The 20,550-nt window shown below is 49.9% G+C and carries 18 protein-coding genes, 1 tRNA gene and 1 pseudogene; 14 read left to right on the forward strand and 6 right to left on the reverse strand.

The annotated features are described in order from the left end of the window. The 4 genes and pseudogenes from HEN21_RS01635 to HEN21_RS01650 all read right to left on the reverse strand — a co-directional run. Positions 1–404 (reverse strand): acyltransferase family protein (locus tag HEN21_RS01635; RefSeq protein ID WP_183082898.1); only part of this gene is annotated, 404 nt, incomplete at its 3' end. A 170-nt stretch (positions 405–574) separates the two neighbouring features. Then, positions 575–1,731, reverse strand: a pseudogene (gene intS, locus HEN21_RS01640) (prophage integrase IntS). Between the two features lie 161 nt (positions 1,732–1,892). Further along, positions 1,893–1,967, reverse strand: a tRNA-Arg gene (locus HEN21_RS01645). A 75-nt stretch (positions 1,968–2,042) separates the two neighbouring features. Next, positions 2,043–2,975, reverse strand: coding sequence for a formate/nitrite transporter family protein (locus tag HEN21_RS01650; protein WP_000368111.1), 933 nt, complete (start codon positions 2,973–2,975; stop codon positions 2,043–2,045). Between the two features lie 303 nt (positions 2,976–3,278). Between HEN21_RS01650 and mlaA the strand changes: the two genes are divergently transcribed. Further along, positions 3,279–4,034 carry a phospholipid-binding lipoprotein MlaA gene (gene mlaA / locus HEN21_RS01655; RefSeq protein WP_000776783.1) on the forward strand — a complete coding sequence of 252 codons (756 nt, stop codon included), beginning with the start codon at positions 3,279–3,281 and terminating at the stop codon, positions 4,032–4,034. Positions 4,035–4,095: 61 nt separating this feature from the next. On the opposite strand, the gene fadL is transcribed toward mlaA, so the two are convergent. Further along, positions 4,096–5,436, reverse strand: coding sequence for a long-chain fatty acid transporter FadL (gene fadL, locus HEN21_RS01660; protein WP_010355469.1), 1,341 nt, complete (start codon positions 5,434–5,436; stop codon positions 4,096–4,098). Positions 5,437–5,807: 371 nt separating this feature from the next. On the opposite strand from fadL, the gene HEN21_RS01665 reads away from it, so the two are divergent. The 11 genes from HEN21_RS01665 (at position 5,808) to HEN21_RS01715 (ending at position 17,561) form a co-directional block, all read left to right on the forward strand. Further along, on the forward strand, positions 5,808–6,092 hold the full coding sequence (locus HEN21_RS01665; protein ID WP_010353400.1) for a YfcZ/YiiS family protein: 285 nt from the start codon (positions 5,808–5,810) through the stop codon (positions 6,090–6,092). Positions 6,093–6,272: 180 nt separating this feature from the next. After that, positions 6,273–7,583 (forward strand): acetyl-CoA C-acyltransferase FadI, encoded by a 1,311-nt coding sequence (gene fadI, locus HEN21_RS01670; protein WP_176252032.1) that lies wholly within the window; start codon positions 6,273–6,275, stop codon positions 7,581–7,583. Then, positions 7,583–9,727 (forward strand): fatty acid oxidation complex subunit alpha FadJ, encoded by a 2,145-nt coding sequence (gene fadJ / locus HEN21_RS01675; RefSeq protein WP_176252031.1) that lies wholly within the window; start codon positions 7,583–7,585, stop codon positions 9,725–9,727. The genes fadI and fadJ overlap by 1 nt, the downstream gene beginning before the upstream one ends. A gap of 202 nt (positions 9,728–9,929) precedes the next feature. Continuing rightward, positions 9,930–10,415, forward strand: a complete 486-nt coding sequence (sixA, locus tag HEN21_RS01680) for a phosphohistidine phosphatase SixA (RefSeq protein ID WP_001195811.1) — start codon at positions 9,930–9,932, stop codon at positions 10,413–10,415. A 671-nt stretch (positions 10,416–11,086) separates the two neighbouring features. Next, the gene (locus HEN21_RS01685) at positions 11,087–11,650 is read left to right on the forward strand and encodes a fimbrial protein (RefSeq protein ID WP_000033321.1); all 564 of its coding nucleotides are present in this window, start codon (positions 11,087–11,089) and stop codon (positions 11,648–11,650) included. A gap of 82 nt (positions 11,651–11,732) precedes the next feature. Further along, positions 11,733–14,369: a fimbrial biogenesis outer membrane usher protein gene (locus tag HEN21_RS01690; protein ID WP_176252030.1), complete on the forward strand. Its 2,637-nt coding sequence runs from the start codon at positions 11,733–11,735 to the stop codon at positions 14,367–14,369. A gap of 19 nt (positions 14,370–14,388) precedes the next feature. After that, entirely contained in the window at positions 14,389–15,141 is a 753-nt protein-coding gene (locus HEN21_RS01695; RefSeq protein WP_176252029.1) for a fimbria/pilus periplasmic chaperone, read from the forward strand. A 15-nt stretch (positions 15,142–15,156) separates the two neighbouring features. Further along, positions 15,157–15,672 carry a fimbrial protein gene (locus HEN21_RS01700; protein WP_176252028.1) on the forward strand — a complete coding sequence of 172 codons (516 nt, stop codon included), beginning with the start codon at positions 15,157–15,159 and terminating at the stop codon, positions 15,670–15,672. Further along, positions 15,669–16,157 carry a fimbrial protein gene (locus tag HEN21_RS01705; RefSeq protein ID WP_176252027.1) on the forward strand — a complete coding sequence of 163 codons (489 nt, stop codon included), beginning with the start codon at positions 15,669–15,671 and terminating at the stop codon, positions 16,155–16,157. The genes HEN21_RS01700 and HEN21_RS01705 overlap by 4 nt, the downstream gene beginning before the upstream one ends. After that, positions 16,154–16,693: a fimbrial protein gene (locus tag HEN21_RS01710; RefSeq protein ID WP_000847941.1), complete on the forward strand. Its 540-nt coding sequence runs from the start codon at positions 16,154–16,156 to the stop codon at positions 16,691–16,693. The genes HEN21_RS01705 and HEN21_RS01710 overlap by 4 nt, the downstream gene beginning before the upstream one ends. Before the next feature lies 1 nt (position 16,694). Continuing rightward, the gene (locus HEN21_RS01715; RefSeq protein WP_105285569.1) at positions 16,695–17,561 is read left to right on the forward strand and encodes a StfH/YfcO family fimbrial adhesin; all 867 of its coding nucleotides are present in this window, start codon (positions 16,695–16,697) and stop codon (positions 17,559–17,561) included. 217 nt (positions 17,562–17,778) lie between these two features. Here HEN21_RS01715 and smrB read toward each other — a convergent pair whose 3' ends face one another. After that, the gene (gene smrB, locus HEN21_RS01720) at positions 17,779–18,330 is read right to left on the reverse strand and encodes an endonuclease SmrB (RefSeq protein WP_000730806.1); all 552 of its coding nucleotides are present in this window, start codon (positions 18,328–18,330) and stop codon (positions 17,779–17,781) included. Between the two features lie 165 nt (positions 18,331–18,495). On the opposite strand from smrB, the gene prmB reads away from it, so the two are divergent. Together prmB and aroC are read left to right on the forward strand one after the other, a co-directional pair. After that, complete coding sequence (gene prmB, locus HEN21_RS01725; protein ID WP_010351486.1) at positions 18,496–19,428, forward strand: 50S ribosomal protein L3 N(5)-glutamine methyltransferase; 933 nt, start codon at positions 18,496–18,498, stop codon at positions 19,426–19,428. Between the two features lie 34 nt (positions 19,429–19,462). Then, a complete protein-coding gene (gene aroC / locus HEN21_RS01730; protein ID WP_105285568.1) occupies positions 19,463–20,548 on the forward strand; it encodes a chorismate synthase in 1,086 nt (361 codons plus the stop codon). Positions 20,549–20,550: the final 2 nt, after the last annotated feature.

Consider the following 20,550-nt stretch of genomic DNA (forward strand, 5'->3'; position numbering starts at 1 on the left):
TTAAATATACTTGCATTTGATACATAGCAATCTTCACCAAGAAAATAATAATTAGAACCAAAATAAATAGCAGAAATGAGAGATTCAGAGAATTTTACTAAGTCATTTGGTAGAAGAATTTTATAAGCCACTATCGATGTAACTACAAGCATGGCAATAAGAGCAGGAACAATTCTCTTTATGCGTCTCCAATAGAAGTCAGTTAGTGAGAAAGAGCGGCTATCAAGTTTATTTATAATGATATCTGTAATTAAATACCCTGAAAGAACCAGGAAGACATCAACTCCAAAGAATCCGCCTTTGAATATCTTTACTCCAAACAAAGAAATGCCAGAGTGATAAATGATGACAGCCATCACTGCCAAACAACGCAATCCATCAAGCTCTTTCCTATACTTAAGCATTAAGTTTTCTCTCTACATATAATGCGAAATTTCGCGTGATTCTATCACATTCATTCTAAAAGTTGTTCCGTGCCATAAAATTGAGTCAACACATTGTATGATACTGAAATGTAAAATTTGTTTGTGTCGATCTACAAAATTGTGCATATCTCTTAGGTTGGATATGAGGATTACAGCACACTTTCATCAAGCCAATCCGCCCACCATTGCATCATTTCTCTGCGCTTATCTAGATACTGAGCATGGTTGTAAATCCCGCGCACAGATCCGCCGTTGGCATGTGCCAGTTGCACTTCAATAGCGTCAGCAGGCCATTCGTGCTCGTTCATAATCGTGCTGAATTCATGCCTGAATCCGTGACCGCTTTCCAGACCCTCATAGCCGATTTGTTTGATCACAAGTAGCACCGCGTTCTCGCAAATTGGCTTCTTCTTATCGTTGCGCCCGGCAAAAACAAACTCTGATACTGGTTTAGTGATTGAGCTTAGCGTAGTGAGAAGTTCAACCACCTGGTCCGACATCGGGACCACATGAATCTTGCGACCCTTCATCACACTGGCGTCGATGGTGATAATCCTGTTTTCAAAATCGACGTTCTTCCATAGCATGGAACGAAGCTCTTTCGTTCTTAGGGCTGTGTAGCGCAAAACTTTAGTCGCAATGAGCGATACAATACTCCCTGAAAATGTTGCCAGTGCTTTATTGAATTGCGGTATCTGGTCTGCAGGCAGAAACGGGAAGTTTTTCTTACGGTATCCCTTCATGGCGTCAGCAAGGTCAGGTGCCGGGTTATATTTAACCCTGCCGGTGACAATAGCGTAACGGAAAACCTCGCCGCATCTTCTGCGGGCTTTGTTGGCTCGCTCCATTGCTCCGCGATCTTCAAATCTGCGAATTACTTCCAGCAATTGCATCGGCTCAATATCCTGAATCTCAAGACCGCCGATGATGGGTAAAATGTCGTCATCAAACATTTTGGCAAGTTCAGTCGCATACCCTACTGACCATACTTGCTTCTTATGCTCGTACCATTCCTTGTATATTGCACTAAAGGAATTGTTGTTAGACGAAGCCTTTTTCGCCTTTACCGGATCGATGCCAACCGAGATGTCTTTCCTCGCAGTCCATGCCTTATCCCTTGCCTCCTGCAAAGTCATTAGCGGATATTTTCCGACAGTCAGTATTTTCTCCTTACCGTCAATCTTGTAGCGAAGCTGCCATACCTTTTCCCTGACGCAGGGACATAAAGGTACAGGCCATTACCATCGAGAAGTCGACATGGTTTTTCTTTCGGCTTTGCTGCTTCAATCTGTTTAACAGTGAGCATGGGTAAAAATCTGGTGGGTAAAATTATTTTATCCACTTTTTACCCGTCATGGAGTGCGGCTGTTAACAATCTTACGCGAACTATGACGAACTGTGGATGCACGGAAAGCTTGATATTTATGGGATTTTGCGGACTGGTACGGATGGGAGCGAACTGATAAATGGTGTCCCCTGCAGGAATCGAACCTGCAATTAGCCCTTAGGAGGGGCTCGTTATATCCATTTAACTAAGAGGACAATGCGGCATGAGTATAACCGCTATTAAACAGCGGAGTAAGTACACTGCCGCTCGATTGCTTAAACCCTCGCCACTTATAGCGGATTTTTATCATTTTTCTTAATGATTTCCGCATGTTCTGCTTTCTGGCGTGCCTCTTCTTTACGCTTGTTACTCATATCGTTACGGATTTGCGCATGGCTCATTAATGCGAAGATGAAGGTGCCGCCGCAGATGTTTCCCGCCAGAGTAGGTAGCGCGAATGGCCAGATGAAATCGCTCCAGTGCAGCGTGCCGTTAAAGACCAGATAGAGGATCTCTACAGAACCGACGACGATGTGGGTAGTGTCGCCCAGTGCGATAAGCCATGTCATCAATATAATTACGACAATCTTTGCCGCTCCCGCAGCAGGGAACATCCATACCATTGTGGCTATAAGCCAGCCGGAGATGATCGCGTTGGCAAACATCTCGCTGGGGGTGTTCTTCATCACACCCATGCCGATTTTGACAAACGCATCGCGGGTTTCTTCATTAAAGATAGGCATATACTCAAACGCCCACGCCGCAATACCTGTTCCGAGAATATTACCCAGCAGCACGACGCCCCATAACCGCATCAGTAAGCCGATGTTGCCGATAGTCGGTTTTTGCATCACCGGCAGTACCGCAGTTACGGTATTCTCAGTAAATAATTGCTGGCGAGCCATAATGACGATAATAAAACCAAAGGTATAACCCAGATTCTCCAGCAAAAAGCTCCCCGGTACGCCTTCCAGTTCGACATGAAATATCCCTTTTGCCAGTAGAGATGCGCCCATCGACAGACCCGCAGCAATGGCTGACCACAGTAGCGCCATCGCGTCGCGCTCCAGCTCTTTTTCGCCGTCCTGGCGGATATGTTCGTGAATAGCCATCGCTCTGGAGGGGAGCCGGTCTTCATCTATTTCTATTTTTTTCCCGCGTTCTTTTTCTTCGCTCTCTACTTCAAGTTCGTCGCTGTGTTTATCTATTTTGTCATTGTCCATGATGTCGTCTCTTGAATTAGCACGTATAGCTAAAGCGTAGCGGCTTTTTTGCTCGCAACTGGCGGGAGTTACTCTGAAAATGTATAAAAGGCTGCGTTTGCCTTTTTCTGTTTCTACAGAATCAAGTAGCCTACAGGGCGGCGATTACCAGGCTATGATCAAGTCAGCATTCCAGGGCGTCTGGACATCAGTTGACGTGCTGTTACAATCGCCCACACCTAAACAGGCGGATACGGTATCGTTCCGTCATGGATGGCAAACTGCATAAGCCATAAAAAAGCCATAAAAAACAGGGAGACATTTATGAAGCTTCGCCTGTCGGCGCTTGCTCTGGGAACTACGCTTCTGGTGGGGTGTGCGAGTTCCGGTACAGATCAGCAAGGGCGTTCTGACCCGTTAGAAGGGTTCAACCGCACTATGTACAATTTTAACTTCAATGTGTTAGACCCGTATGTGGTTCGACCGGTAGCTGTCGTCTGGCGTGATTATGTTCCGCAACCGGCGCGTAACGGTTTGAGCAACTTTACTGGCAACCTTGAAGAACCTGCGGTGATGGTTAACTACTTCTTGCAGGGCGACCCTTATCAGGGGATGGTTCACTTTACCCGCTTTTTCCTGAACACCATTTTGGGTATGGGCGGCTTTATTGATGTTGCGGGGATGGCGAATCCGAAACTGCAACGCACGGAACCTCACCGTTTTGGTAGCACGCTCGGTCACTATGGCGTGGGCTATGGGCCGTACGTTCAGTTACCGTTCTACGGTAGCTTTACGCTGCGTGATGACGGCGGTGATATGGCAGATAGTCTTTACCCGGTACTTTCCTGGCTGACGTGGCCGATGTCGGTGGGTAAATGGACGCTTGAAGGGATCGAAACTCGTGCGCAGTTGCTGGATTCTGACGGCTTGCTTCGCCAGTCCTCCGATCCTTATATCATGGTGCGCGAGGCTTACTTCCAGCGTCATGATTTCATCGCCAATGGCGGTGAACTCAAACCACAAGAAAACCCGAATGCGCAAGCGATTCAGGATGATTTAAAAGATATCGATTCTGAATAAGCCGCAAATAAAAAAGGTGAGTCGTAAAACTCACCTTTTTTCTTATTAAACGAACGTGTTATTAGAACGCGTAATTAAAGTTAGTACCGAACAGCCAGGCTTTACCTTCAGACTCGAAGGAATAAGCTGCCGCGCCTTCACCTTCGGTGAATTTCACTTTCTGACCATGCATATAAGATGCGCCAACGTCAATGGATGCATCTTCATTAAATGCGTAGGTTAACCCAGCACTTAACCACAAGCGATCCTGGTCAGGAATGGAAATAGAACGTTTATCCGCCGGAACCGGGCTGTCGTCATAGGCGATACCAGTACGGAAGGTCCAGTTTTTATCGTAATAGTAGGTTGCACCCAACGCGATACGATATGCGTCACGGAATCCTTCATCTTTATAGAACAGCGTCTGACCACTATCACCTTTCGCTTTCAACTCCTGGAACTGGCTCCAGCTGGTATAGGCCATGCTGTAGTGAATTGCCCACTGCGGCGCAACACGGTTATAACCAGAAATCTCCCACATCTCAGGCAGGTTGAGCGTCAAGGATCCATTTTGTGTTGCACCCATCGTGCCATATGGCAAGCCCATGTTACCCAAAATGTTGTTCAGATTTGGGTTAATGGAGCTTTTGTAATCCCCTTCGAAGTCGATTTTAACTTCTGAACGATATGTCAGGCCCCAACGGTTATCTTTATCCAGTTCATAAAGAATACCCGCGTTCCAGCCAAAGCCCCACTCGTCACCTTTCAGATGAGCAATTTGAGAGTCCGGAGTATTAATACCATTGGTCAATGAAGCGGGTACACCCTGGGCAATCAACTGTTGAGACAACAAAGGCCCCAGCGAACCGGCGTAACGCTCAATTTTTGCCTTGGCGTAAACAGCATCAAAACCAAGACCAAAACTCCAGCTATTGTTAAGGCGATAAGCCCCGCTAAGGTTAAGGTTGATTGTCTGCAGATCAGTTTTACCGCCATAGATACCAGCAGCGTAGTTGTCGGTAAATTCCGTAGCCAGGCCGTAGTTGGACGTTATTGACGCCCCCCAACCAAACTGATCGTTAATAGGCGCGACAAAGTGCAGGTTAGGTACCCACGCTGTCGGTGCGATATTTTTAGCATTTGCACTCTGACCGGTTAAATTAGAATGTCCGGTAATATCTACATCCGGATCAATATAAACCGCACCCGCAGAAAAAGTCGGGCGGTCAAACATGGTAATCAACGCGGGGTTACGGCTGACGTTACCGGCATCATCGGCAATTGCGCCTTCCCCTGAATAAGCCCGGCCCAGGCCAGAGGAAGAAAATTCGTTTAACTGAAAGCCTGCCGACCAGGCCTGGGTGGAGATAAGTGCCACTGCGACTGCGAGAGCAGACTTTGTAAACAGGGTTTTCTGGCTCATGACCATAACCTCAATAATTTATTTTTATACAAACTATGTTACGTGCTGTAACAGGAGCGCGAAGTGTAGGTGCTGATGTACATCTTAGAAATCAGACCAGTGGCGAGAGTATAGGTCTGACCAGATGGAATGTTGCAAGTATGTTTCTATCTTTTTTCAAATATGATCTAAGAAACGCGATCCAGCTGGCAAAATTTGGAGGTGGCGCACTCATCCATCCGGGTGAATTTTGTTTTAGATCATTTTTAAGTGTGATTTCGGTCACTTATCCGATTTTGCAGAATTAACAACTGGAGCAGCACTTTCCGGAAGCGTAAAATATCCGCAACGTTTATCTGGCACCTTGGGTGCACATACAGAGGAAATCAACGATGAGTAAATGTAGTGCTGATGAAACCCCGGTTTGCTGCTGTATGGATGTTGGCACCATTATGGACAACTCCGATTGCACCGCGTCTTATAGCCGCGTGTTTGCAAACCGCGCAGAAGCAGAACAAATGCTGGCGGCGCTGACTGAAAAAGCCCGTGGCGTGGAATCCGAACCTTGCAAAATCACCCCGACTTTCACTGAAGAGTCTGATGGTGTTCGCCTGGATATCGATTTCACTTTTGCCTGCGAAGCTGAAATGCTGATCTTCCAGCTGGGTCTGCGTTAATTCCTCTTGGGTACGTACGCCCCTGCCAGTTGCTGGCAGGGGCGTTTTGTTTTCTCTTCTTCTTTTCTCTCTGTGTCATAGCTCCCACTTTCCCTTTTCTCCACTTGGCTAAATGTAAAAAAATGGTTAAGACTATGATCAGGTCAGACCACTTTATATATTTTTTTACAGGGGAGTGTTATGGGTCAGGTTTTACCGCTGGTTACCCGTCAGGGCGATCGTATCGCCATCGTTAGCGGATTACGCACGCCTTTTGCTCGCCAGGCGACGGCTTTTCATGGCATTCCCGCTGTTGATTTGGGGAAGATGGTCGTCGGAGAACTGCTTGCTCGTAGCGAGATCCCCGCCGAATTGATTGAACAACTGGTATTTGGTCAGGTTGTGCAAATGCCGGAAGCCCCCAACATTGCGCGTGAAATTGTTCTTGGCACCGGAATGAACGTCCATACCGATGCTTACAGCGTCAGTCGTGCCTGTGCCACCAGTTTCCAGGCTGTGGCAAACGTTGCCGAAAGCCTGATGGCGGGAACTATTCGCGCGGGGATTGCCGGTGGGGCAGATTCCTCGTCGGTATTGCCGATTGGCGTTAGTAAAAAGCTGGCGCGCGTGCTGGTGGATGTCAACAAAGCACGCACAATGAGTCAACGGCTGAAACTCTTTTCCCGCCTGCGTTTGCGTGACTTAATGCCTGTACCGCCTGCGGTAGCAGAATATTCCACGGGCTTGCGGATGGGTGACACCGCCGAACAAATGGCGAAAACCTACGGCATTACTCGCGAACAGCAAGATGCGCTGGCGCATCGTTCGCATCAGCGAGCCGCTCAGGCGTGGTCGGAAGGTAAACTCAAAGAAGAAGTGATGACCGCCTTTATCCCTCCTTATAAACAACCGTTCGCGGAAGATAATAATATTCGCGGTAATTCCACGCTTGCCGATTACGCAAAGCTGCGTCCGGCGTTTGATCGCAAACACGGAACGGTAACGGCGGCAAACAGTACGCCGCTGACCGATGGTGCTGCGGCGGTGATCCTGATGACCGAATCGCGGGCGAAAGAATTAGGGCTGGTGCCGCTGGGATATCTGCGCAGTTATGCATTTACCGCGATAGATGTCTGGCAGGACATGCTGCTCGGCCCGGCCTGGTCAACACCGCTGGCGCTGGAACGTGCCGGTTTGACGATGAGCGATCTGACATTGATTGATATGCACGAAGCCTTTGCTGCCCAGACGCTGGCGAATATTCAGTTACTGGGTAGCGAACGTTTTGCCCGCGATGTGCTGGGGCGCGCACATGCCACTGGTGAAGTGGACGACAGCAAATTTAACGTGCTTGGCGGCTCGATAGCTTACGGGCATCCCTTTGCGGCGACTGGCGCGCGGATGATAACCCAGACATTGCATGAACTTCGCCGTCGCGGCGGTGGATTTGGTTTAGTGACCGCCTGTGCTGCCGGTGGGCTTGGCGCAGCAATGGTTCTGGAGGCGGAATAATGGAAATGGCATCAGCATTTACCCTCAATATGCGTCTGGACAACATTGCCATCATCACCATCGACGTTCCCGGTGAGAAAATGAACACCCTGAAGGCGGAGTTTGCCTCACAGGTGCGCGCCATTATTAAGCAACTCCGCGAAAATAAAGATCTGCGCGGCGTGGTGTTTATCTCCGCGAAACCAGACAACTTTATTGCCGGCGCGGATATCAACATGATCGGCAACTGCAAAACGGCGCAAGAAGCGGAAGCACTGGCGCGGCAGGGGCAACAGTTAATGGCAGAGATTCATGCTTTGCCCGTTCCGGTTATCGCGGCTATTCACGGCGCATGTCTTGGCGGCGGGCTGGAGCTAGCACTGGCGTGTCATGGTCGCATCTGTACCGACGATCCTAAAACGGTGCTCGGTTTGCCTGAAGTTCAGCTTGGGTTGTTACCCGGTTCAGGTGGAACCCAGCGTTTACCGCGCCTGATAGGCGTCAGCACAGCATTAGAGATGATCCTCACCGGCAAGCAGCTTCGGGCAAAACAGGCGTTAAAGCTGGGGCTGGTGGATGATGTCGTTCCGCATTCCATTTTACTGGAAGCCGCTGTGGAGCTGGCGAAGCAGGATCGTCCGGTTTCGCGGACACTCCCGGTTCGCGAACGTGTGATGGCGGGGCCATTAGGTCGTGCGCTGTTATTCAAAATGGTAAGCAAAAAAACAGAACAGAAAACCCAGGGTAACTATCCGGCGACGGAACGTATTCTTGAGGTTGTCGAGACAGGGTTAGCGCAGGGCACCAGCAGCGGCTATGACGCTGAAGCAAGAGCCTTTGGTGAACTGGCGATGACGTCGCAATCAAAGGCATTGCGCAATATCTTTTTTGCCATTACTGATGTGAAGAAAGATCCTGGCAGCAATGTTGCACCCGCTCCCTTAAACAGCGTGGGGATTTTAGGCGGTGGCTTGATGGGCGGCGGTATTGCTTACGTCACTGCCTGTAAAGCGGGTCTGCCGGTACGAATTAAAGATATCAACGCTCAGGGGATTAATCATGCGCTGAAATACAGTTGGGATCAGCTGGAGAGCAAAGTGCTCCGCCGTCATCTCAAAGCCAGTGAACGCGACAAACAGCTGGCGCTGATTTCGGGGGCGACGGATTATCGCGGCTTTGCCCATCGCGATCTGATTATTGAAGCAGTATTTGAAAATCTCGAATTAAAACAACAGATGGTGGCAGAAGTTGAGCAAAACTGCGCCGCTCATACCATTTTTGCTTCGAATACCTCATCTTTACCGATTGGCGATATCGCCGCTCACGCCACGCGACCAGAGCAAGTTATCGGCCTGCATTTCTTCAGTCCGGTGGAAAAAATGCCGCTGGTGGAGATCATTCCTCATGCGGGGACATCGGTGCAAACCATCGCCACTACGGTAAAACTGGCGAAAAAACAGGGTAAAACGCCAATTGTCGTGCGTGATAAAGCCGGGTTTTACGTCAATCGCATCTTAGCGCCTTACATTAATGAAGCTATTCGCATGTTGACCGAAGGTGAGCGGGTAGAGCACATTGATGCCGCGCTGGTGAAATTTGGTTTTCCGGTAGGTCCAATCCAACTTTTGGATGAGGTAGGAATCGACACCGGGACTAAAATTATTCCTGTACTGGAAGCAGCTTATGGAGAACGTTTTAGCGCGCCTGCAAATGTTGTTTCTTCAATTTTGAACGACGATCGCAAAGGCAGAAAAAATGGCCGGGGTTTCTATCTTTACGGTCAGAAAGGGCGTAAAAGCAAAAAACAGGTCGATCCCGCTATTTACCCGCTGATTGGCGCGCAAGGGCAGGGGCGGCTTTCCGCACCGCAGGTTGCTGAACGGTGTGTGATGTTGATGCTGAATGAAGCAGTACGTTGTCTGGATGAGCAGGTTATCCGTAGCGTGCGTGACGGGGACATTGGCGCGGTATTTGGCATTGGTTTTCCGCCATTTCTTGGTGGACCGTTCCGCTATATCGATTCTCTCGGCGCGGGCGAAGTGGTTGCAATAATGCAACGACTGGCCACGCAGTATGGTTCCCGTTTTACCCCTTGCGAGCGTTTGGTCGAGATGGGCGCGCGTGGGGAAAGTTTTTGGAAAACAACTGCAACTGACCTGCAATAAGAAGGTCAAAGCTATATGAATCCGCGCTGAATGGCGGAGTGTTGTTCAAAATGTAAACGCATATTGACTATACTTACGCCATTGAGGTAAAAAACAGCGTTTCATTCGGTGAATGGATAAGGCACAATGCCGGCCACCGTCCTCTTTATCTGGTTTCAGATGAAAGAAGACGGGCGAATCTGGTTAACAAAAGCGGTGCAATATGCAAGTTTTTATCATGCGTCACGGCGACGCAGCCCTCGATGCCGCCAGTGATTCGGTTCGTCCTCTGACCACTAACGGTTGTGACGAATCTCGCCTGATGGCGAACTGGCTGAAAGGTCAAAAAGTGGAAATCGAACGCGTTCTGGTGAGCCCGTTCCTGCGAGCCGAGCAAACACTGGACGAAGTAGGGGATTGTCTGAACCTGCCTTCCAGTGCAGAAGTTCTGCCGGAGTTAACGCCCTGCGGCGATGTTGGCCTGGTCAGTGCCTATCTGCAGGCGTTGACCAATGAAGGTGTTGCTTCGGTACTGGTGATCTCCCATTTACCATTAGTCGGGTATCTGGTCGCCGAGTTATGTCCGGGCGAAACGCCGCCTATGTTTACCACCTCGGCCATTGCCAGCGTAACGCTTGATGAAAGCGGAAAAGGTCAATTCAACTGGCAGATGAGCCCGTGTAATCTGAAGATGGCAAAAGCAATTTGATATGAACGTGTAAGGCCCGCTGGCGTAAGCTGTCGGGCCTTAGTTTTGCTTACTGTATTGAAATCATTGCTATTTAAATGCGTTTAATCGTCCTGGTGTGAAAAAATAAATGTTTCCATTTATAGTAATGGTGCTTATTTATTTTCACAAAGTTACATATGGAAGTAATTGTTGCTTTTTTGCATGGGTTATTATTTTTCGAAAAGAGGTGTTAAAAAATAAAAGATAACATTGCTGAGTAGATATTTTTGGGTCTTGATATAATATTAATTCAGAAAGATTAATATTATATCTTCGAGAAGCTAAAGTCACAATTGCCATATTTATTTTTAGCTGTTTTATGATCCAGAATCATTCATGGTATAAAGTGTTTGTACCGTTTTGATGAAATGTTCTACTGCTTTTTGAGATAACCCTCAAGCTATTATTTGTGCTATTGATTATTTAAAAATTTCTACACTGTGTTGTTAGTAAATTTAAATTGAATCAGTCTCATTAAAATATCAACATTGCCGCCACGCCAAAGAATATCATCTCGTGCAACCCGTATTTTATGGATCAGAAATCCTATTCAATGGTTGGTTAAAAGCTGCTGAAGAAAGATTGAGGGATTTTATCGTCAATATTTCAGTTAGCTTATATTCTAATTATTTATGGTTTAAGGACAAATAATGAGTAAGTTTGTAAAAACAGCTATTGCAGCAGCAATGGTAATGGGTGCGTTCACTTCAACATCTTCTTTCGCAGAAGGTAACAACGGTACTGCCCGTTTTTACGGCACCATTGAAGATTCAGTTTGCTCAATCGTACCAGACGATCACAAACTGGAAGTGGATATGGGTAATATCGGTGCAGATAAACTGAAAAACAACGGCACTACCACGCCGAAAGATTTCCAGATTCGTTTGCAGGACTGTGTGTTTGATACCCAAACTACCATGACCACTACCTTCACCGGTACTGTGTCTACGGCGAATAGCGGCAACTATTACACCATTTTTAATACTGATACCGGTGCGGCGTTTAACAACGTGAGCCTGGCGATTGGTGATCAACAAGGAACCTCTTACAAAAGTGGCGCTGGCATTAATCAGCAGATCGTAAAAGATACTGCAACCTCCAAAGGCAAACCGAAACAAACTTTAAACTTTAAAGCCTGGCTGGTAGGTGCGACTGACGCGCCGGACCTGGGTGGTTTTGAAGCTAATACCACCTTCCAGATTACCTATCTCTAAGGTATGTCCCCTCATAGCAGCAATGCTATGAGGGGTTTTTAGCGTTTCGATAGTCTTTAAATAACCACGGATGGATACGTGTATGCCTGACCATTCCCTTTTCCGCTTACGGGCGCTTCCCTGGTGTGTTGCTATGGCAATATCTGGATGCCATATCAATGCCTGGGCCGACGAAGATATTCAGTTTGATTCCCGTTTTCTGGAATTAAAAGGCGACACGAAAATTGATCTGAAGCGTTTTTCCAGTCAGGGTTATGTTGAACCGGGTAAATATAATTTACAGGTTCAGGTAAATAAACAGCCGTTACCCGATGAATATGATATTTACTGGTATGCGTCAGAAAACGATAAAAATAAAACTTATGCCTGCCTGTCGCCGGAGCTGGTGGCGCAGCTTGGTTTTAAAGAAGACATTGCACAAAAATTGCAATGGGATAACGACGGTAAATGTCTCAAGCCAGGCCAACTTGACGGTCTGGAAATACGTGCTGATTTAAGCCAGTCCGCGCTGCTCATCACCTTACCGCAGGCTTATCTTGAATACAGCGATGTAGACTGGGATCCACCTTCGCGCTGGGATGATGGCATCCCCGGTTTCATTGCCGATTACAGCATCAACGCCCAAACCCGACACGAAGAAAATGGCGGCGATGACAGCAACGACATCAGCGGAAATGGTACGGTTGGCGTTAACCTTGGGTCGTGGCGTTTGCGCGCCGACTGGCAGAGCGATTATCAGCACACCCGCAGCAACGATGAAGAGACGGATAACAGCACCGAGAGAAATTGGGACTGGAGCCGTTACTACGCCTGGCGTGCGTTACCGAGCCTGAAAGCCAAACTGGCACTTGGCGAAGACTACCTCGACTCCGATATTTTTGACGGTTTTAACTACATCGGCGGTAGCATCAGTACCGACGATCAAATGTTGCCGCCGAACCTGCGCGGCTACGCCCCGGATATTTCCGGCGTGGCGCATACAGCGGCGAAAGTCACCGTCAGTCAGGCTGGGCGCATAATTTATGAAACCCAGGTGCCTGCCGGACCATTCCGTATTCAGGATCTCGGTGAATTTAACTCTGGTACGCTGCATGTGCGCATTGAAGAGCTGAACGGTCAGGTGCAGGAGTATGACATTAGCACCGCTTCCATGCCGTTTCTGACGCGCCCTGGTCAGGTGCGCTACAAAGTGATGATGGGGCGCCCGCAGGAGTGGGGCCACCATGTACAGGGCGGATTCTTCTCCGGTGGCGAAGCGTCCTGGGGGATAGCCAACGGCTGGTCGCTGTACGGCGGGGCGCTGGGCGATGAAAACTACCAGTCTGCCGCGCTTGGCATCGGGCGCGATCTCTCCATTTTCGGCGCGATGGCGTTTGATATTACCCACTCGCATACCCGACTCGACGATTCAACCGCTTACGGCAAGGGTACGCTCGACGGTAACTCTTTCCGCGTCAGCTACTCCAAAGACTTTGATGAACTAAACAGCCGCGTCACCTTCGCCGGATACCGCTTCTCTGAAGAGAACTATATGACCATGAGCGAGTATCTGGACGCGAATGACAGCGAAATGGTTCGCGCCGGCAACGATAAAGAGATGTACACCGCCACCTATAACCAGAACTTCAGGGATGCCGGCGTTTCTGTTTATCTGAACTATACGCGCCATACCTACTGGGATCGCGAGGAGCAGACCAACTACAACGTCATGCTTTCCCATTATTTCAATATGGGCGGCATTCGCAACATGAGTATCTCCCTGACAGGTTATCGCTACGAGTATGACAACAGCGCCGACAAAGGCGTCTATATCTCCTTAAGTATGCCGTGGGGTGATAACAGCACCGTGAGTTACAACGGCAACTACGGCAGCGGTTCAGACAGCAGTCAGGTGGGATACTTCAACCGTATTGATGACGCCAGCCACTATCAGATAAACGTTGGCAGCAGTGAAAATCACTCCAGCGTCGATGGTTATTACAGCCATGACGGCTCTATGGCACACGTGGATCTGAGTGCTAACTACCATGAAGGGCAATACACTTCTGCCGGGCTGTCGCTGCAAGGTGGAGCCACGTTAACGGCGCACGGTGGCGCGTTGCATCGTACTCAAAACATGGGCGGTACGCGCCTGCTTATCGACGCTGACGGCGTGGCTGACGTACCGGTCGAAGGTAACGGTTCAGCGGTTTACACCAACATGTTCGGTAAAGCTGTCGTTGCGGACGTCAATAACTACTACCGTAACCAGGCCACTATTGACCTGACTAAACTGCCAGAGAACGCCGAAGCCACGCAGTCAGTGGTGCAGGCGACGCTGACCGAAGGAGCCATTGGCTACCGTAAATTTGCGGTCATCAGTGGACAAAAGGCGATGGCCGTCTTGCGCATGAGTGATGGTAGTTATCCACCATTTGGTGCAGAAGTGAAAAACGAACACGACCAGCAGGTCGGTCTGGTCGACGACGACGGCAACGTCTATCTGGCTGGGGTAAAAGCTGGCGAACGTATGAGCGTCTCATGGAATGGGGCTTCCCACTGTGAGATCGCCCTGCCAGACCCACTGCCTGCTGACCTGTTCAACGGTCTGTTACGGCCGTGTAAGCAAAAAGGCGCGGTGGTGCCTGCCACGCCGGTGGAAATCAAACCGGTGATTCAGGAACAGACGCAACAGGTCACGCCGGGTACACCGCCAGTCGCTATCTCCGCTAACCAATAACGTGATTAAGGAATGATCCATGTATACACAGACTAATACTGCAAAAATGGTTGCCCCGGCGCTGGCGCTGCTGGTGACCGCCGCCAGTTTTACAACCCACGCATCGGTAACGCCCGACCGCACCCGCTTGATCTTCAAAGAAAGTGACAAATCCATCAGCGTCACGTTGCGTAATAACGATCCTAAGCTGCCATACCTGGCGCAAAGCTGGATAGAAGACGAAAAGGGCAACAAAATCAGCTCGCCATTGACGGTACTGCCGCCAGTACAGCGCATTGATGCGATGATGAATGGTCAGGTAAAAGTCCAGGGAATGCCGGATATCAGCAAGTTACCCGCCGATCGTGAGAGCATGTTCTACTTTAACGTGCGTGAAATTCCGCCAAAATCGAACAAACCTAACACCCTGCAAATTGCGCTGCAAACGCGTATCAAATTGTTCTGGCGACCCAAGGCGCTGGCAGAAATCAACATGAGAGAGCCGTGGCAGCACAAGGTGACCTTAACCCGCAATGGTCAGACCTTCACCGTTAATAACCCAACGCCGTATTACGTGATCCTCAGCAACGCCAGTACGCAGAAAAATGGCAATCCGGCAGCCGGGTTTACGCCGCTGGTGATGCCGCCGAAAACATCCGCACCGCTGAATGTGAAGATGGACAGTGTGCCGGTGCTGACTTACGTCAACGACTATGGCGCGCGACTTTCGCTGATCTTTAAATGCAACGGCAATAGTTGCCAGGTGGATGCAGAGCAGAGCCGTAAAGGTTAATGCCGGGAGAGTCTTATGAAATACACGTTTCTGGTGGGAACGGGCATTTTGCTCCTGAGCGGCTGGCTGACGGGCAACATTGCCGTCGCAGGGGAAAGTAAAAAGGTGTCATTATCGTTGCGCATTCTGGTCGATGCGCCACCGCCCTGTTCCGTGAAGGGGAGCAATGTTGAATTTGGCAATGTGTACATTAGCAAAATAAATGGCACAAATTACCGCACGACGGATGCGCTTTATACCCTGAACTGCGGTAACAAAATAGCAGGTGTTGATGATCTGCGGATGCAGCTTAAAGGCTCCACCACCGTGATTAACGGGGAAACGGTCATTGCGACGCAAATTTCAGGCCTGGGCATTCGCATTGAAAACGGTGCCGATAACTCCCTGTTTAAAGTGGGTGAAGGTAACTGGTCTGATTTCAATGTTAACCAGTTGCCCAATCTCAAAGCGGTGCCGGTAAAACAAAGTGGAGTGCAGCTTACGCCAGCGGAATTTAACGCCAGCATGACGATGGTGGTGGATTACCAATGAAAAAACTCTCGCTCTTTTTACTCTGCGCGTATGGCGGCATGGCTCTGGCCGCTGACGATGACATCACCTTCCACGGTACGCTGGTGGCACCGCCTGTCTGTACTATCAGCGGTGGAAAGACCATCGAAGTGGAATTTCGCGATCTCATCATCGACAGCATCAACGGGGACTATGGTCGCAAGGAAGTGAACTATGACCTGAGCTGTGACTCCGCAGTTCGCGATCCCGACTGGAATATGACGCTCACCTGGACGGGGACGCAGACCTCGTACAATGACGCAGCTATCGAAACAGACGTTCCCGGCTTTGGTATTGAGCTTCAGCACGATGGTCAGCGTTTTAAGCTGAATACGCCGCTTGCCATTAACGCCACCGATTTTACGCAAAAGCCGAAGCTGGAGGCTGTACCGGTAAAATCGGCTGATGCGGTGTTGAGTGATACCACGTTTTCGGCCTGGGCAACATTACGGGTGGATTATCAATGAAGACAGGACGCATTTATTCGCTCGGTTACGCGCTGTTAGCGGGTCTGCTGCTGACCGGTAGTACTCGTACTCTGGCCGTGGACAACAACCTGCATTTTTCCGGCAACTTGTTAAGCCGTTCCTGCACGCTGGTGGTTGATGGCGGAAATCTGGCAGAAGTGCATTTTCCTGCCATCAGCCGTCAGGATCTTATGGTCGCCGGGGAATCCCCGCGCGTTCCGGTGGTGTTTAAGTTGAAAGATTGTAAGGGGCCAGCGAGTTACCAGGTGCAGGTGACCCTTACCGGTACGGAAGACAGCGAGCAACCGGGTTTCCTTGCGCTGGATACCACCTCAGCCGCTCAGGGCGTCGGGATTGGGATGGAGACGACCGACGGTGTGCGGGTGTCGATTAACAACCCGACCGGGGCGAAATTTACACTCAGCGATGGCAGCAATGACATTAATTTCAGGGCCTGGCTGCAGGCGAAGAGCGGTCGCGATGTCACGCTCGGTGATTTTACCGCCAACCTGACGGCAACCTTTGAGTATATATAAGATGAAAAAAATACGATTACTGCTTTGCGCCATGCTGGTGCTGTGTTTTAGCCAGGGAGCTCAGGCGAAACTGGGGGCAGTCTATAATAACGTGACGATCTATTATGGTACGGTTGGTGCCAATGCAACGCTTCGTTTCTACCTGGATTTACTCACCACCAATGGAGTTTATCATGGGGAGTATTATCAGAATCGATCGTATGGCGTCGCTATTGGGGATCTTCCTAATAAGTCATGGACTGGGCCGGGAAACATTCCTGCACCCAAAATAACGATAAAGTCGGGGGATTTTACACAAGACTCACATTGTCCGGGTGTTAAAGAGATTGATCCAAATTTTAACTGGAGATGTTCCGATCTCGTAATGACTATAGAAGTCTCCGGTTCGGCAGAGACGTGCCCGTGGATGGTGGGGATGACGGCAAACAGTTCTGTAACTGTATATTATAATTATCAACCGAGGGTAGAGAATTATAGGGGGCCTACCACCTATACAACAACTTGCCCAGGTGAGCCATTAACAAATTATGATATCTCCTGGAGTGCTAGTCGCGTTGTCCACAGCCAGCTATTGAATCTGAAATCAACCGGGGCCGTGATTGAACAAAACTTATCGACCTACCTGATGAAAGATGGTCAGCTCTGCGATGGCAGCGGAACGGATGAACGCGCCGCGTATTGTCGCTATGTAAATCAGTTGATTACCTTTACTGCTGAAGGATGCGATAACGCTAAAGTGACGGTGGCGCCAACCAGGCACCCGATTACCGATCGGCAACTGCACGATATGTTAGTGCGTGTCGATACCAGTAGCAGGCAGCCTATAGACGCTACGTGCCGATTCCAGTACATATTAAATATGCTGTAGCGCCCATGCCGGATATGGCGTTCACGCCGCATCCGGCATTTCTTGTCGGATGCGATGTTAACGCATCTTATTCGACCTACAAATTCCATATCCGGTTGTTGTCATTCAGTCGTGCGTAGGCCGGATAAGGCGTTCACGCCGCATCCGGCATTTCTTGTCGGATGCGATGCTGACGCATCTTATCCGACCTACAAATTCCATATCCGGTTGTTGCCATTCAGGGCAATTCTGGCGGCAGCCACTCTTCCACTTCAATCAACACCAGCAACGCCGCGTCGCCACCATACTCTTTCGGTGCCTGGTGAAATGCCATTACATGCGGATGCTGCGCCAGCCACAGCGGTGTTTGCTGTTTTAAAATATGCTTCCCGTGACCATGCATCACACAGGCACAAAACACATGCTCACGGCGGCAGGCGGCAATCAACGCGCCTAACTCTTGTTTGGCCTGAAGCTGCGTCAGACCATGCAAATCCAGAAACAGCTCTGGCGAATAATCACCACGGCGCAGTTTCTTCGCCTCAAAATGACTGACATCCGGGCGGACATATTTCACCGGGCCTTCGGTATTTAATAACGGTTGAAACTCATCGGAGAAATAATGGCTGGCATCCGCCTGTTCCTGAATCAACCGCTTGACCGGCACTTCGCTGATTTTTTTACGCTGCGGTCGATGGACAATCGTATCCTGCTTAATCTTGCGAGTGCCCGCCATCAGCTGGCGAAACAGTGCCTGATCCTCCTCGCTGAGTGTTGTTTTCTTTTTCATTTATGCATCTCTATTTTAATTTTCCTACAGTTTACCCGACTCGCAGCGCAATCGATCGGTCAAAACATAATTTTCCTGTGTCATCGCCGCGTGAATGCTGATTTATCGTCATCTTCATGGCAAACTAGCCGCCGAAATTAATGCGACCATGCCCTGGAGGAATACGTGGATAAAATTTTCGTCGATGAAGCAGTAAATGAGCTGCAAACCATTCAGGACATGTTGCGCTGGTCGGTTAGCCGCTTCAGCGCGGCAAATATCTGGTACGGTCACGGCACAGACAACCCGTGGGACGAAGCAGTGCAACTGGTGTTGCCGTCGCTCTACCTGCCGCTGGATATTCCGGAAGATATGCGTAACGCCCGCCTGACCTCCAGCGAAAAACACCGTATTGTTGAGCGCGTGATCCGCCGCGTCAACGAACGCATTCCGGTGGCCTATTTGACTAACAAAGCCTGGTTCTGCGGTCATGAATTTTACGTCGATGAACGCGTACTGGTGCCGCGTTCGCCGATTGGTGAACTGATCAACAATAAATTTGCCGGACTCATCAGCAAACAACCGCAGCATATTCTGGATATGTGCACTGGCAGCGGCTGCATTGCCATTGCCTGCGCTTATGCTTTCCCGGAAGCGGAAGTCGACGCGGTGGATATCTCTCCCGACGCGCTGGCGGTTGCCGAACAGAACATCGAAGAACACGGTTTGATCCATAACGTCATTCCGATTCGATCCGATCTGTTCCGTGACTTGCCGAAAGTGCAGTACGACCTGATCGTCACTAACCCGCCGTACGTCGATGCGGAAGATATGTCCGACCTGCCAAATGAATACCGCCACGAGCCGGAACTGGGTCTGGCATCTGGCACCGACGGCCTGAAACTGACGCGCCGCATTCTCGGTAACGCGGCAGATTACCTTGCTGATGATGGCGTGCTGATTTGTGAAGTGGGCAACAGCATGGTACATCTTATGGAACAATATCCGGATGTTCCGTTCACCTGGCTGGAGTTTGATAACGGCGGCGATGGTGTGTTTATGCTCACCAAAGCGCAGCTTATTGCGGCACGGGAACATTTTGGAATTTATAAAGATTAAGTAAACACGCAAACACAACAATAACGGAGCCGTGATGGCTGGAAACACAATTGGACAACTCTTTCGCGTAACCACCTTCGGCGAATCGCACGGGCTGGCGCTCGGCTGTATCGTCGATGGTGTTCCGCCAGGAATTCCGCTCACGGAAGCGGATCTGCAACATGACCTCGACCGTCGTCGCCCTGGGACATCGCGCTATACCACCCAGCGTCGTGAACCGGATCAGGTCAAAATTCTCTCCGGCGTTTTTGAAGGCGTCACCACCGGCACCAGCATTGGCTTGTTGATCGAAAACACCGACCAGCGTTCCCAGGATTACAGCGCAATTAAAGACGTTTTCCGTCCGGGTCATGCCGATTACACCTACGAACAAAAATACGGCCTGCGCGATTATCGCGGCGGCGGACGTTCTTCCGCCCGTGAAACCGCCATGCGCGTTGCGGCAGGGGCGATTGCCAAAAAATATCTCGCTGAGAAATTTGGTATTGAGATTCGCGGTTGCCTGACCCAAATGGGCGACATTCCGCTGGAAATCAAAGACTGGTCGCAGGTCGAGCAAAATCCGTTCTTCTGCCCGGACCCGGACAAAATCGACGCCTTAGATGAACTGATGCGCGCGCTGAAAAAAGAGGGCGATTCTATCGGCGCGAAAGTGACCGTTATTGCCAGTGGCGTCCCCGCCGGACTTGGCGAGCCGGTCTTTGATCGCCTGGATGCCGACATCGCCCACGCGCTGATGAGCATCAACGCGGTGAAAGGCGTGGAAATTGGCGATGGTTTTGACGTGGTGGCGCTGCGCGGCAGCCAGAATCGCGACGAAATCACCAAAGAAGGTTTCCTGAGCAACCACGCAGGCGGCATTCTTGGTGGTATCAGCAGCGGGCAACAAATCATTGCCCATATGGCGCTGAAACCGACCTCCAGCATTACCGTGCCTGGGCGCACGATCAACCGCTTTGGCGAAGAAGTTGAGATGATCACCAAAGGTCGTCACGATCCTTGTGTCGGGATACGTGCGGTGCCGATTGCTGAAGCGATGCTGGCGATCGTTTTGATGGATCACCTGTTACGGCAGCGGGCGCAAAATGCCGATGTAAAGACTGATATTCCACGCTGGTAAAA

The organism is Escherichia sp. 93.1518, from assembly GCF_013368915.2.
Taxonomy (GTDB): domain Bacteria; phylum Pseudomonadota; class Gammaproteobacteria; order Enterobacterales; family Enterobacteriaceae; genus Escherichia; species Escherichia ruysiae.